Annotated in this window: 10 protein-coding genes and 3 pseudogenes; 7 read left to right on the forward strand and 6 right to left on the reverse strand. The window is 58.9% G+C overall.

Annotation, left to right across the window (positions count from 1 at the left end; all coding sequences use genetic code 11):
* A partial coding sequence (locus AWB81_RS27475) for an H-NS family nucleoid-associated regulatory protein (protein ID WP_159938946.1) occupies positions 1-128 on the forward strand: 128 nt, incomplete at its 5' end.
* 81 nt (positions 129-209) lie between these two features.
* Here the strand turns inward: AWB81_RS27475 and AWB81_RS27480 are convergent.
* Positions 210-1,502 carry a hypothetical protein gene (locus AWB81_RS27480; protein WP_062639682.1) on the reverse strand — a complete coding sequence of 431 codons (1,293 nt, stop codon included), beginning with the start codon at positions 1,500-1,502 and terminating at the stop codon, positions 210-212.
* Positions 1,503-1,939: 437 nt separating this feature from the next.
* Positions 1,940-2,128: pseudogene (locus AWB81_RS47005) on the reverse strand (extracellular catalytic domain type 1 short-chain-length polyhydroxyalkanoate depolymerase); the annotation flags it as partial.
* Positions 2,129-2,509: 381 nt separating this feature from the next.
* Between AWB81_RS47005 and AWB81_RS27490 the strand changes: the two are divergent.
* Together AWB81_RS27490 and AWB81_RS27500 are read left to right on the forward strand one after the other, a co-directional pair.
* Positions 2,510-2,788 carry an HU family DNA-binding protein gene (locus tag AWB81_RS27490; RefSeq protein WP_062639707.1) on the forward strand — a complete coding sequence of 93 codons (279 nt, stop codon included), beginning with the start codon at positions 2,510-2,512 and terminating at the stop codon, positions 2,786-2,788.
* A gap of 315 nt (positions 2,789-3,103) precedes the next feature.
* Positions 3,104-3,549 (forward strand): annotated as a pseudogene (locus AWB81_RS27500) (SET domain-containing protein).
* Between the two features lie 45 nt (positions 3,550-3,594).
* On the opposite strand, the gene AWB81_RS27505 reads toward AWB81_RS27500, so the two are convergent.
* The 4 genes and pseudogenes from AWB81_RS27505 to AWB81_RS47010 form a co-directional block, all read right to left on the reverse strand.
* Positions 3,595-3,816 (reverse strand): hypothetical protein, encoded by a 222-nt coding sequence (locus AWB81_RS27505; protein ID WP_062639683.1) that lies wholly within the window; start codon positions 3,814-3,816, stop codon positions 3,595-3,597.
* 291 nt (positions 3,817-4,107) lie between these two features.
* A complete protein-coding gene (locus AWB81_RS27510) occupies positions 4,108-5,118 on the reverse strand; it encodes an aldo/keto reductase (protein WP_062639684.1) in 1,011 nt (336 codons plus the stop codon).
* 165 nt (positions 5,119-5,283) lie between these two features.
* Positions 5,284-5,814, reverse strand: a complete 531-nt coding sequence (locus AWB81_RS46480; protein WP_235023467.1) for a LysR substrate-binding domain-containing protein — start codon at positions 5,812-5,814, stop codon at positions 5,284-5,286.
* Positions 5,794-6,815: pseudogene (locus AWB81_RS47010) on the reverse strand (transposase family protein); the annotation flags it as partial. The pseudogene AWB81_RS47010 and the gene AWB81_RS46480, both read right to left, overlap by 21 nt.
* A 1,189-nt stretch (positions 6,816-8,004) precedes the next feature.
* On the opposite strand from AWB81_RS47010, the gene AWB81_RS27520 reads away from it, so the two are divergent.
* The 4 genes from AWB81_RS27520 to AWB81_RS27535 all read left to right on the forward strand — a co-directional run bounded on the left by AWB81_RS27520 (position 8,005) and on the right by AWB81_RS27535 (position 13,569).
* Complete coding sequence (locus AWB81_RS27520; protein ID WP_062639685.1) at positions 8,005-9,393, forward strand: MFS transporter; 1,389 nt, start codon at positions 8,005-8,007, stop codon at positions 9,391-9,393.
* A gap of 134 nt (positions 9,394-9,527) precedes the next feature.
* On the forward strand, positions 9,528-10,547 hold the full coding sequence (locus AWB81_RS27525) for a zinc-dependent alcohol dehydrogenase family protein (RefSeq protein ID WP_062639686.1): 1,020 nt from the start codon (positions 9,528-9,530) through the stop codon (positions 10,545-10,547).
* 56 nt (positions 10,548-10,603) lie between these two features.
* Positions 10,604-12,061: an NAD-dependent succinate-semialdehyde dehydrogenase gene (locus AWB81_RS27530; RefSeq protein ID WP_062639687.1), complete on the forward strand. Its 1,458-nt coding sequence runs from the start codon at positions 10,604-10,606 to the stop codon at positions 12,059-12,061.
* Between the two features lie 116 nt (positions 12,062-12,177).
* Positions 12,178-13,569, forward strand: a complete 1,392-nt coding sequence (locus tag AWB81_RS27535; protein WP_062639688.1) for an MmgE/PrpD family protein — start codon at positions 12,178-12,180, stop codon at positions 13,567-13,569.
* Positions 13,570-13,681 lie beyond the last annotated feature (112 nt).

Genomic DNA, 13,681 nt, shown 5'->3' on the forward strand with positions numbered 1-13,681 from the left:
AAAACGTCACGGCGGCCGCTGTGCCGAAGTATCGTGATTTGCAAAGCGGCGCCACGTGGAGCGGTCGAGGACGGGCGCCGCATTGGATTGTCGACAAGAATCGGGACGACTTTCTCGTGCGCGCGTAACGGTGGTTTTTCGAAGCGCGACTCTCCTCGCGCGGTGGTAGCGGGCTATTGTGCTTTCACACCCGACATCGACTCACCGACTCAAAGCGACACCGGTTGCTGCAACAGCTCCAAGGCTTTCAACTCGTCCAGCCGGCCAATACGTGCTTTGCCTGCCAGCGTCTTGATCAGTGCCTCCGCTATCGGTTCGATACCGTCGAGATTTTCCGGGCTGGTCACGGAAGTGAAGGGGCGCTGCATCGGGTGAAGCTGCGGGGCTGCAGCGCCTGGATTCTGCTCGAGCGTTGCCGGGAGCGAAACGTCGCTTTCTCGAACTGAGGGACTGGCAAGCTCAGCGATGGGGGCGCTTGCATGATCTTGGTGGCTAACGACAGTCGCCTCTTCCTCGTGCGAGACACCTCCTGAGTCAGGTGGGCTATCATCGGCACGCGTGCTCGGTCGTTGTTCGTCGTCGGATGCCTTGCCGCGCGAAGTAGGAAGAAGCAAACGGGACACGGGTTCTGGGATCTCTGCCTCCGAGCGTTGAGTGTCCAGCCATCCGGTTGGCAAACCCAGGCGCTCCGTGAAGCGATTCGCTTCCGCATCGTCCATGCGTTTCTTGCCGTATAGCCGATGGGCCATATTGGACCCCGTAAGCCCCATGACCACGCCAAGGGTCACTTTGGATCCCTTGCGGGTCGTGAGAACGTGAAGGTTGGCCCGCCGAATATTCCGAACAGCTTCGCTGTCATTTAAGGCCAGCGGTTGCTGCGGGCTCGCCTTCGCAGAAGTCTTGACGTTCGCAGTCGCGTCTTTTAGAGAGGTGCGAGCGCCTGGCTGCACAGCCGCATTTCTACTCTTCTGGACGACCGTTGGCGATCCGTCAGTTGCTTTCTTTGGCATTTCCGGTTTCTCTGGCAAACGATCTTCAAATAATGGCTGTTGATTGACCTCGGGGATGGAAGCCGGCCTGAACGTTTCGGAGACTACCTCTGGTTCGTCATCCGGTTGAACAAAGTCCAATGGCGATTTCAAACGAGCGATGGTCTCGGGTGCGAGCACAGGATTGGGATGATCAAAAAATCCGCGCGGCAACCCAAGCGTGGTTTCCATGTGAAAGGCTGTCTCGGGCGTGAAACGCTCGCCCTTAATCAGTTCCGCCACTCGCGTCAGGTTCGAATCCAGTCCCAACGCAATATTCTCTGCACCCACCGCATCGACCAGTAACTGAAACGATCGCGTCTTAAAAATGGAAGCAGTCTGAACGGGGTCTCGAGCAGGAGGTCCTTTCACGTATCCTTGGGCTTGTCGGTTGGGCGGCGTTTTCTTAACGTGGCGCGCTTGACGCTGGCCGTTGTCTCGAGATCCCGAGTACCGCCCGTGCGCTTGACTCATGAACTAGGGCTCCCCGGTAATTGAAACAGTAGTCCTTCGATTATAGACGAGGCAGTGTTGCGGTTTGATTCGCCGAAACCTATACGGGCGGGACATGCGCGCTTTTGTGGCAATCCGCCGTGCGGTGATCGACGTGCGCAATCCGCGGCCCGGGAAATGGTTATCGCGTATGTCTGGTGGCTCACTTTATAACATTCGTGCAGCGGGTTCGCGACCGGCACTACATATGCTACCTGCTACTGTCCGTGGTCTCCGGTCCGGCCAATGCTCCGACGACGAATATCGGCACACGTTTTTTCCGATCGTTACGATGGACGTGTGATCGATGGCGGACGTCGCGGCAGTGCTGTGCGGTGGGTTCAAGCTTAGTCGCGCTTCATATCGTCAGGCGACGAGACGAGCGACCCGCTGGCAGGCCACAGACAAAAGCGGGCGCCTCAATGGCGTCGCGGATGCTCAAGAAAGAAGCGCACCATCTCGGTGCTGGCGTCGGGTCCGGCGGGATCAGTGCAACTTCCCCGCGGGCAGCCGCCCGCCCACGCATGTGGTGCGCCATGGATCGTCCAGAGTTCTGGATTAATGCCGCTCTCCGACTTTAACCGTTTGGCGGTGCACCTGCGCCCGCCTTCTAACCCGTTGGACGCTTGTGTTCGACCTACGCTGAGTCACGGCGTGAAACTCCCGTGTTCAGCGGCCGAGCGGCTGTGACGATCTTTGCGACCGCCGCCGCGTATGTGCTGGATATCGGCGTCGCCACGCTGGCGATTGTCGATCGAGGTCCCGAACTCACCGCCTACTACGCGGGATTGAGATCGCGTTCACCCCGTCCGTTGTACGATCCGGGCGCGTGGTCGTTTGCGAGTTTGGAAAGCCGCCAGCTGGTGGCTTTTTTTTCACTTGAACGAAGTGGCGCAGCCTCGCACTCGCATATAGGCTTGATTCAGGTACCGCACCCCGACCGGCGTGGTTCGGTAAGATGGCGGTCGGTCCAGAAAGAGGAAATCTCGATGAACAAGCAAGAACTGCTCGAAGCGGTCGCGTCGCAGACCGGAACCAGCAAGAGCGCCGCCGAAGAGTCGATCAACGCCGTGTTGGCGACGGTCTTGACGGAGGTGTCCGCGGGCCATGCCGTGCAGTTGATCGGCTTCGGCACCTTCGGGCGCGGCGAGCGTGCGGCGCGCACGGGCCGCAACCCGCAAACCGGCGAAGCAGTCGACATCGCCGCCGCAAAGACAGTCAAATTCACGGCCGGTAAGGCATTCAAGGACGCGGTCAACGCGTCCTGAGGCGAAGGCGCAACGGCCGGCTCAGAACAATTGGCTTTCGAGCGGTAGCAGATTAGCCAGCTTCACGGCCGTCAAGCGCTCGCGCCCATCGGGGTGAATCGACCGAATCATGACGCGCTGTCCGCGGGCATCGCCCAGGATCTCGACGATTCGATCTCGATAGCGGGCGAGCGTCCCGCGAGACGGTTTTCGCTTCGAACGACGGCGGCCGGTCGATGAAGGCATAGCGTAGAAGTTGGCTGCGTTGTGCCATTATGCCAAGTGCCGGCTTCTGTCGTCGATGCGTCCCTTCAGTGCAACGTTGGAAAGATGTCAATGCGTCGCTTTACTGTTCGCACCTCGCCGGTTCATGGGCGCGGTGTTTTCGCGGTCACTCAAATGTCTGCCGGCGAAACCATCCTTGAGTACAAAGGCGAACTCGTCGCCTGGAAGGAGGCGCAACGTCGCTATGAGCGCTCAGCGGCGGAGGACGGGCACACGTTTTTCTTCGATCTCGATGACGGCCGGGTGATCGACGGCGCACAAGGAGGCAATTCGGCCCGTTGGGTGAACCACAGTTGCGAGCCGAACTGTGAATCCGAGCAGCAGGGCAGCCGAGTGTTCTTTCACGCGCTGCGCGATATCGAGCCGGGCGAAGAATTGTTCATTGACTATCGGCTTTCGTCGAGGGGCGTCGGACGCCGTCGCTGAAGAAGCTGTACCGATGTTGCTGCGGCTCGCTTCACTGTCGGGGAACCATGTTGGCACCAGCGCGAGGATGAGCGATGTGTCTGTGTGGCTGGCTATTCGCTAACGCCTTCGACGGCTCAGGTGACGAAGACGACATGCCTGTCCGTCGGACTCGAATGAAAGAAGCTTGCGATCCGGCCTGCGCGGACGCCGGACAAGACTTCGGAGATGCCATTGACTTCGGCGCCGTCCTTTCTTTTGCCGACGACGATCGACGGACCGGATGTGCCCGTCGCGCCGCGCATGAGCCCCATGAGTCGTCGGATGGCGCCTTGCTGCGTCGTGAAATAGTGGTCCATGCGGGCAGCGTAGCTTGCGGTGAAGAGCGAAGCCTAGCTGTTATTGTCTGATCTTTATGTTGGCTAGGACACGTTCGGCTCTGCGCACGCCGATGTAAGGGGAGTGCAAGACCGCGACATGTCGCTTTGGCTCACGGCTTAAGCCGCAATCGGGGCCGGCTAAACACAGGGATTCTCTGTCGGCGTGCTCCTCCGCAGGCCGGGCCTCTAAAGGTTACGCATTCAGGTTTCAGATCTCCCTGAGGATTCACGTCGTCGCGGCACGGCTCCAGTTCTGTGCTGCCAGCACGGCTAAGTCACCCGCCGTCCTTCGACCGGATAGTTGGGATCTGTGTAACCCGGCGTCGAAGCGTGACCCGGAGGAACCAGACTGTCGATAAACTTCTCGTCGTCCGGGCCGAGCTGCAGGGATAATGCGTCCATATAGCTGTCCCAATGCGCTTCCGTGCGCGGACCGGCGATTGCAGAACTCACAAGCCTGTTCTGCAATACCCAGGCAATGGCAAAGGCGATCGAAGTCGTCCCGCGTTCGGCTGCGTGCGCCGCGACTTTCTGCGCGATGGCGAGCGATTCCGGTCGCCACTCGGTCTGCTGGATGCGCTTGTCACCGCGGCCCGCACGCGAGTCGGCCGGCGGTGCTTCGTCGGGTGCGTATTTGCCGGTCAGCACACCGCGAGCAAGCGGGCTGTAGGGCACGACGCCAATCCCGTAATGCCCGGCAGCGGGCATCAACTCCACCTCGGCCGTGCGGTCGACCATGTTGTAGACCGGCTCGATCGCAACAGGGCGATCGATGCCGAGTTGATCGGCCAGCCGCACAACTTCCGCAATGCGCCATGCGCGGAAGTTGGAAAGACCGAAATAGCGCACCTTACCCTGACGAATGAGGTCGCCGATGGCTCGCACGCCTTCTTCCAGAGGCGCGTCGTTTAGCGAACGATGGAAGTAGAGAACGTCGATGTAGTCGGTCCCTAGGCGCTTCAGGCTCGCATCGACCGTCTGGTAGATCCATTTGCGCGACTGGCCCTGTTCGTTGGGACGCGCACTGGCCGACGCCGGATAGCCAAACTTGGTTGCAATGACCCAGTCATCGCGATGCGCGGCAATCGCGCGGCCGACAGTTTCTTCGGATCGTCCCGCGTGATAAACGTCGGCGGTGTCAATGAAATTCACGCCCCGATCGAAAGCCTTGTCGATGATCCGGCGCGAAGTCGTATCGTCCGCTTCGCCGCCGAACATCATCGCGCCCAGACACAGCGGCGAAACTTTGAGGGCGCTGCGGCCCAAATATCTATAGTCCATCCTTATCTCCATGTGGGGCAGCGGCGCCTGAGCGGGCTGCGATTGTTGCCAAATAGAGATGATGATAGGCGGACAGGATCTAGCGATAAAGACCTTTAAACAGCAAGCCGTCACGAACTGAGTTAATAAATGAAAGTTCGGTGTGCCGCAGTAGGGGTGAGCAATCTAACGCCGATGCCGAAGCGTCTCGACAATTAGGGAGAGCGCAGGCGACACCTGACGGCTCGTATAGTAGATATGGAGCCCGGGAAAGGTGGGACACCAATCCTTCAGAACGGATACAAGCCGGCCGCTGGCCAGATGAGGAATGGCGAGTTGTTCCGGCACGTAAGCCAATCCGGCGCCGCTCAGCGCCGCGTCGAGCACGAGATAAGTGGAATTGAACGTCCACGGGCCGTCCACTCGAATCTGCACCTTGCGTTTGCCTTTGCTGAGTTCCCAGGCGTACACACCAGCGCGACTCGAAAAGCGCGTATTGATGCAGCTATGTTCGCTCAGGCCGGCAGGCAGTTTCAGCGGCGAATGTTTCGACAGATAGGAAGGCGTGCCGACGATCGACATGCGAATGTCCGGCGAGATGGGAACCGCCGCCATATTCTTCGCGATCTGATCGCCGAACCGAACGCCCGCGTCATAACGTTCTTCGACGATATCCGTCAACCCCGCATCGACGGTGGCATCGTCGCCCTCGTGCACCTCCCATCCGACGATCTTGCGGCTGTACAGGTGCAGGATCAGGTACAGGTAAAACCATTGACCGACGACCTCGGCGGGCAAGTACGTCATATCCCAGCACGAGACTTCGCGTGTTGCGCAAGCGATGTGCGTGGTCGGCGGTCGGCCAGCCTTGGGCGCTTTCGCCCGGCCCCGATGTGCAGTTTGTCCGTGCTCGCGCAGCACGCGGGCGAAGGTGGATTCGCTGGCGATATACACGCCTTGGTCGGCCAGCATTGGCACGATGCGCGCAAGAGGCATATCGGCGAAGCGCGGCTCGTTGGCCACCCGCAGCACCTCGGCACGCTCGTCGGCGCTTAGCGCATGGGAAGGTTGCGGGCGTACCGCATGAGGTCTTCCATCGCCCGATACGAGGCCTTCGCCGGCATTCCAGCGCTGCAGGGTGCGCACGTCGATGCCGGCCGTCTGGGAGGCCAGGCGCAGCCGTGCGCCGGCCTTGTGCGCGGTGTGGATGTCGCGGGCCATCGACTGGCGATCTTCGAGGTCGATCATTCGTCCTCGCCCGTGCTGAAGATCGTCGCGACTTTTTTTGATAGCACCAGCAGCGCCGCCGTCTCAGCCAACGCACGGTCCTTGCGCCGCAGCTCGCGCTCGAGTTCCTTGATGCGACGTCGGTCCTGCTGCGTCTGCTGCGGGCTGGCACGCGCCTCCTCGGGCTCGGCCAGCGCCTGCGTGGCGCTTTGCCGCCAGGAAGCCAGCTCGTGCGGATACACACCGTTGGCGCGGCACCATGCGCTCTTGGCAGCCTCGTCCGTCGCAGCGGCCGTCAGCACGGCGTCAAATCGGGCCGCCGCCGTCCAGGCCCGCTCGCGAGCGGGCCTGGACAGCGCATCACTGCGCCAGCGCTCCAGCGTCCCCACTCCCACGCCAACCTCACGTGCAACGTCCTCCAACGCCGCGCTCTCCGGCGGCAGCAACCGCGCAACCGCTCTGTCCTTGAATGCTTGTCCGTATTTTGCCAATTCGTTTTCTCATCATCGCCCCCGGTTCATTGATTCTATTGGAGCGACAAGTATTCTGACACGGGGGTGAACCGCTGACCCATGGATGCCAACGGAGTAAGCAGCGGTCTGATTTAAGCAGAGGCCCGCGGGAAAGCGATGGCAGAATGGTAGGCAGTGGATAGAAGATGCCGATGCACCTTAGCGCGCGGCCGTGGATCAGCAATGTACGGGTAGGTACGTCCGCGCTGATCCCAAGGAGCACGTTCTTGCTGCCGCTGGGGTGCTTAAGCGCACTGATGCCGGGTCCGAAAGCGTCCATTCCATAACTCTTGACGTTGGATCGCATGCACACGCGAGCAGACCAGTCTGCCAGAACCCTGCCGACTGCGGGTCGTATGCGCGGTCACTATCCCCGGGATGAATATAATCGAAAAAACTGTCCGAACGAACGGGGCCACCTCTGAACGCGCGTGAAGGAATTCGGGGCTTCGGCGTGTGTTTCAAAGACGTGCGCCGCAGAGTGGCGAGAAAACTGCGCCTCGCCCAGCTACGCCCGGAAAGGCAGCTGATTCACTTGCCACAGAAATGCAGGATGTTGAGCAAGACAACCGTCTCACAATTTGTCAGATCTAGTTCAACCTGGTACTTCAGCAAACGACAACAGGACAAGGACAGCAAGTCCCACCGAGGGACCACCGGTAGATCCGCACTTAAACCGTATGGAATTCTGCGCATCGGAGACTGGATGCGTCGGCGGTTAGCTTAGCTTACCCACTAAGAAGAATAATCAACTGTACGCGGCGGAGTTCACAGCGCAAACTAGCCTCACAAGATGGCTATTAGCCGAATAGGCACGGAGACAACTTTCTATGAGCCCGTCCACCGCAATGGTGGCGTGTGCCGCGCCAATCTGCTGTTGATCGGGGACGCTTTCCGGACAACAGTCAAGCCTCAAAGCGCTATCTCGTGCGGAGCGAGATGTCAAAGAGGCTCGGTGCCACCAACGAGTTTGTACCGAGGCAGTCTCTCATTCGCCAGAAGGCGAAGTTTTATTCGTCCTGATGTGCGCATCAACAGCAGCTATCGGCAAGCAGCCGTGCGCTGCGTGGGCGTTCAACACCGGCGACTGCGGTAACACTCTCCCGCGCGGCGTAGTGATGAGCTTCTATGCGAGTGACTAGTGTGGTGTCTTATCAGGGGACTTCGGATGAGCAATAGAGTGAATGCTGGTGCGCGGCTTGATCGCCTTCCGATCGGCCCTTTCCATACGCGCGTCTTATGGCTAATCGGAATGGGTATGTTTTTTGACTCATTCGATAATACGCTTTCAAGTTCGGTCCTTGCCGCAATGCTCAAAAGCGGCTGGTCAACGTTGCAGCTGAATTCCGTTTTCATGTCTTCAACGTTCGTCGGCCTGACAATTGGTGCAGCACTCGCAGGCTGGTTGAGCGACAAGTTTGGACGCCGCTTCGCTTACCAGTTCAACCTTGCGATCTTCGGTGGAATGGCGCTTGTGTCGGCACTCGCCCCATCGATGCCGTGGCTCATCGCTGCTCGCTTCATTATGGGCATTGGGATGGGTGCTGAGTACGTCATGGGGTACGGCCTCATCATTGAATTTGTTCCTCCGTCGCATCGCGGCAGATACCTGGGCAAACTCGCGCTAATTGGAGGCTCGGGTGTCTTCGTTACTGCAGTGGTCGCAACATTGGTTGTTCCTTGGATCGGATGGCGCCCAATGTTCGTGATTGGCGGTATCGGTACCCTTTGGGTCTGGTGGATGCGTCGTCACCTCCCCGAGTCACCCCGTTGGTTGGAGCGTGTGGGTCGCCATGCTGAGGCGGAGGAGATTATGCGGGCGATCGAAAAGGACGCCGGCGTCACGACGCCGCTTTCGTCTGCTCCGCAAGCGACAGCGCCGGCCAAAGAGCCGCATTGGGTACCACTTTCCACGCTTTTCTCGAGGACCGTCATCCGGCGTACCTTGCTTGCTATCGTGGTCAACGTTGTCTGTCTGTTTGGATCGTATAGTCTCACCGGATGGATGCCAACGTTCTTTGTCAAGCAAGGTATGAGCGTGACCCATTCGCTGGGCTTCACGGCGGCAATGATGGGCGGCTGGATTGCGGGACCGCTGTTCCTTTCGTACGTCTCGGACAAGATGGGACGACGTACTGCGATCATGGTCTTTGCGGGCGTGTGTGCTTGCCTGGGAGCGATCTACCCGTTCCTCACATCGGCAACAGCGATCATCTCGTGCGGCTTCCTGCTCGTATCGTCAGTGGCAATATTCCTGACCCTCGGTCTGGGTATGACACCAGAAATGTTTCCGACGGAATATAGATTCCGTGGGGGCGGCGTGGCTCAAATGTTTGGACGACTTGGTTTGATTGGTTCGCCCTTCATCGTGCTTGAGTTATTCAACCGCTTCGGAATCTCCGGCGTTGTTTTCGCCATCTCTGGAGCATATATCTTCATCGCGATTCTGATCATGGTGGCTGGTATCGAGACCAATCAACAATCTCTCGAGGCATTGGAGCCTGAGGAATTGCCTGAGGCGGAGACTGCGCTCGCGTCGACCGCGACTCGACGCTAACAAACGACGAGATTGCGACGTATCAGGCAATGCATTGGGCGCGCCGGCGAGGGCGCTCATAGGGCTTACTAGTAACTACAGAGTGAGTTGTCTGCATTAAATTGACGGCTAAACACTGAAGAGGAAATCCGGACATGCGCGGTATTGTCTTTCGCGGTGGCTCTACTCTCGAACTTGCAACCTTTCCGGATCCAACCCCGGGCGTCGGCGAAGTTGTTCTCGAAATCAAGGCTTCCGGGATGTGCGGAAGCGACCTGCACTGGTATCGTCGTCCGGCTGGAGAAGTTCCGCCGGTCATTGCCGGTCATGAGCCGTGTGGAGTGGTCGTCGCAGTCGGCCCGGGCGCGGTTGGACCTCATGCACGGATTGGCGCACGTGTGATGGTGCATCACTACAGCGGATGCATGGGTTGCCCGGACTGCCGTTCGGGATGGCCTCAGATGTGCCGTACCGCACCGATCACGGTGTATGGAACGGACGCTCATGGCGCACACGCTCCCTACATGAAAGTTCGGGCCGATACGCTCGTTCCGCTGAATGAGCGGCTCAGCTTCGAGGCAGGCGCCGCCATCTCGTGTGGAACCGGTACAGCCTGGGGCGCATTTGAGCGCATCGACCTATCTGGCCGCGATACCGTTGCGGTGTTTGGTCAGGGACCCGTGGGTCTATCCGCAACGATGCTTGCAAAGGCTCAAGGCGCTCGCGTCATCGCACTTGATATCGATGAAAGTCGCCGCAAAACGGCAAAAGAATTCGGCGCCGATGCGGTGATCAATCCCCTCGACGGACCGGTTGCCGAGGCAATTCGGGAGCTGACCGGTGGTAAAGGCGTAAGCGTTGCGTTGGAAACATCGGGAGCTGCTGCGGCAAATCGGGACGCACTTGACTCAGTAAGCCCTTGGGGAACCGTGTGTCTGGTCGGGATCGGCTCGGAATTCAGCCTGTCGCTGGCCAAGTATCTACGCACTCAAGTTCGCATTCTGACGTCGTGGACGATGTCGGTCCAGGGACAGCGGGCATGTGCCGACTTCGTCGTAGACCGGGGACTCAATCTCGACGCATTGTTCACCGACCGTTGGCGCTTGGATCAAGCGCAAGAAGCTTATCAAGTCTTTAACCGTCAAAGCGGCGGCAAAGGCGTGTTCTTGATGTAGTCCCGGCGGTCGTAATTGCCAGTCGCTCCACAGGAATATAGATAATAGGGAATCGAATGAGCACTACCAGAGCAGAAGCGGCCAGACGGTATCCGAAGTTGGGCCAGCTCATCGCAGGTAAGATGAGATACGCAAGCGGTCAACCGTCCTTGAATGTCATTGATCCCACGACTGGCTTGGCTCTCGGTCCTGTGCCGATGGCGACGGAAGGCGACGTTGATGAAGCGCTTGCTGCGACGAGCAAGGGTTTCGACACCTGGCGAAATACATCTGCGTTCGAGCGCAGCAAACTTATGCGGCGCGTTGCGGATCGTATGCGCGAGCGAGCGGAAGCCCTCGCTGAACTCTTGGTCCTGGAGTTAGGTAAGCCGTGGAATGAGGCGCTTGGAGAGGTCGAAGTGGCGGCTGGGATGTGGGAGTGGGCGGCTGAGGAGGGTAGACGCGCGTACGGACGCGTCATACCGTCAAGAGAATTAAACGCGCGCCAGATGGCGCTTGTTGAACCTGTGGGTCCTGTTGCCGCCTTCGTCACCTGGAATGGGCCGCTAGTTACGCCCTCACGAAAGATGTCAGGCGCTCTGGGCGCGGGCTGTTCGATCGTGCTTCGCGCTTCCGAAGAGGTACCGGCATGCGCGTTCGCGCTAGGCCAGATTGTGTACGAATGCGGTCTGCCAACTGGCGTGCTGTCGGTGCTTGCAGGCGAACCCGTGATGATGTCCAACAAGTTGCTCGGAAGTCCTGTGGTGCGTGCCGTTACGTTTACCGGTTCGACCGCCGTTGGGAAGTTGCTGTCGCAACAGGCCGTCGCACACATGAAGCGTCCGATCATGGAGTTAGGCGGTCACGGACCCGTGTTGGCTTTCGAGGGTATTGACGTTCAAACATTCGCCAAACGCGCGGTTGCCGCCAAGTTCGCCAACTCGGGACAGGTCTGTTTCGCCCCGACACGCTTCTATGTGCAACGCTCAATCTACGCGGATGTTGTGGACGCTATGACCGCGGAGGCGAAGCAGATCGTCGTGGGGTGCGGCTTTGATTCAACGACGCAGATGGGGCCACTGAAAAGCGAAAGAGGTCTCAAAGCAATCGAGGATCTCGTTGCCGATGCCAAGCAGCGCGGGCTGAGCATAACCACCGGCGGTAAGAGGATCGATCGCCCGGGGTTCTTCTACGAACCCACTATTGTTGCCGATGCGACCGTTGAAGCGAAGCTGTCAAACGCCGAGCCATTTGGCCCGATCGCGGCATTGACGCCGTTTGATACCTATGATCAAGCAATAGCCTTGTCGAACCGACTGCCCTACGGCCTCGGCGCTTACGTGCATGCGCGCGAATTCGAAACTCTCCACCGCGCGGTGCATGACCTCGAAGCGGGCAATGTTATCTGCAACGGCTGGCGCGTCACTTATCCGGAAACGCCATTCGGCGGTCATAAAGAGAGCGGGATGTTTTCAGAAGGCGGCATCGAAGGCCTTCGGGCGTTTCAGAACATCAAGTACGCTTCAATGACTTGATGCGCGCTGAAGTCAGCGAAACTTACCAAGCTGGCGGGTAAAACGAACTGTACTTAAACAAGTGCGACGCGCAGAATCAAAACGACGATAAGCCCTGGTTACCGAGCAACTCCTTCATGAAAGACGAACTGGACCTCTGCCATCACTTTGCCGACTTCGCAGCGAATACACGCTACGAAGATCTGCCCGACGACGCAATCGAATCTGCGAAGAAGACTATTCTCGACACCTTGGGCGTGACATTGGCTGCGAGTGGTATGGAGCCTGCGGTGAAAGCGTTGGTAGAACTGCTCGAACAAAGCGGCGGAAGCGCAGAGAGCACGGTCCTCGGTTTCGGCGGCAAACTGCCGGCAATTTCCGCAGCATTTGCTAACGGTTCGATGGCTCACTGTCTGGACTTCGACGACCAAACTCCGTGGGGCGCACACGCAGCGAGCTCGATCGTGCCGTCCGTTTTTGCATTAGCCGAACGCATGGGTGGGGTGTCGGGCAAAAAGATCATCACCGCCGTCGCCATCGGGCAGGATCTTTTCGCACGCCTGCGTTGCAATGTCGGCTGGAATCAGAACTGGAACCTGTCGTCGATGGTCGGCGCATTCTCCGCAACGGCGTCCGCGGCTCATATACTCGGACTGTCCGCCAGGCAGACCTCACATGCGTTCGGTATCGCGAGCCAGCAGTCGTGCGGGACGATGGAAGTGATCTTCGCAACCGGCAGTGACTTGCGTGGCATGTACGCCGGATTCACTGCGAAGGGTGTCGTCATTGCCGCCTTGCTCGCGCAGAAAGGCATTACGGGCATAGACACGTTGTTCGAAGGAAAAGCCGGGATATTCAACGTTTATTTCGGCGGGAAGTACGATCGCGAGAAGATGCTTGACGGGCTAGGGGAGCAGTTTCTCGGAAGCACGACGCTCTATAAGGCATGGCCCGCAGTCGGGAATTCCCATACCTATATTCACGCCGTCATCGAGTTGATGAAGGAGAAGCAGATCGCTGCGAAAGACATCGAGACGATTCGGACCTATGTTGGCGATTTCACGTACACCATGTGCACGCCGCTCGACGTCCGCCGCGCGCCGGCCACGCTCGTCGATGCAAAGATGAGCTTGCCGTTCATCGTGGGCATTGCGGCGAGCAGGGGAAAAATGGACATAGCCGATTTCACTGTGAAAGCGCTGAAAGATCCCGATGTGCTCGCGATGGCGTCCAAGGTGACGCCAGTACAGGACCCGAGCCAGAACTGGACGTTCAAGCTGCCTGACGGCCGAATCGAGATTGCGACGAAAGACGGCCAGGTGTTCGAGCGGCTCGGAAGCAAGGTTCCTGGCAGCCCCGAAGCACCACTTACCTGGAAGCATCTCTCCGAGAAGTTTGCAAGTTGCGCATCCGTTGCGGCCGTGGCTCCGTCGGATGCCGGCATCGAAAAGGCTGAGCGAATGATCCGTCGGCTCGAAGCTGTCGGTGACGCTACTGACGTACTGCGAGCCGTAGCCGAAAGGTCATAGCAGGGAATGAACCGCGTGAAGCGGTGTTATTCGTCAGCGCAACGGGAAATGTGTATCGAACGCAGGAATCCTAATGGTTCCAACGAATTTGAATTAGCGCCGTCGGGCGCAT

It is taken from the genome of Caballeronia arationis, from assembly GCF_001544975.2.
Classification (GTDB): domain Bacteria; phylum Pseudomonadota; class Gammaproteobacteria; order Burkholderiales; family Burkholderiaceae; genus Caballeronia; species Caballeronia arationis.

Bases quoted from the DNA above. Each gene is read 5' to 3' on its own strand.
- AWB81_RS27510 (WP_062639684.1), bottom strand. From the start codon at position 5,118: ATGGACTATAGATATTTGGGCCGCAGCGCCCTCAAAGTTTCGCCGCTG.
- AWB81_RS27520 (WP_062639685.1), top strand. From the start codon at position 8,005: ATGAGCAATAGAGTGAATGCTGGTGCGCGGCTTGATCGCCTTCCGATC.
- AWB81_RS27505 (WP_062639683.1), bottom strand. From the start codon at position 3,816: ATGGACCACTATTTCACGACGCAGCAAGGCGCCATCCGACGACTCATG.
- AWB81_RS27480 (WP_062639682.1), bottom strand. From the start codon at position 1,502: ATGAGTCAAGCGCACGGGCGGTACTCGGGATCTCGAGACAACGGCCAG.
- AWB81_RS27525 (WP_062639686.1), top strand. From the start codon at position 9,528: ATGCGCGGTATTGTCTTTCGCGGTGGCTCTACTCTCGAACTTGCAACC.
- AWB81_RS27490 (WP_062639707.1), top strand. From the start codon at position 2,510: ATGAACAAGCAAGAACTGCTCGAAGCGGTCGCGTCGCAGACCGGAACC.
- AWB81_RS27535 (WP_062639688.1), top strand. From the start codon at position 12,178: ATGAAAGACGAACTGGACCTCTGCCATCACTTTGCCGACTTCGCAGCG.
- AWB81_RS27530 (WP_062639687.1), top strand. From the start codon at position 10,604: ATGAGCACTACCAGAGCAGAAGCGGCCAGACGGTATCCGAAGTTGGGC.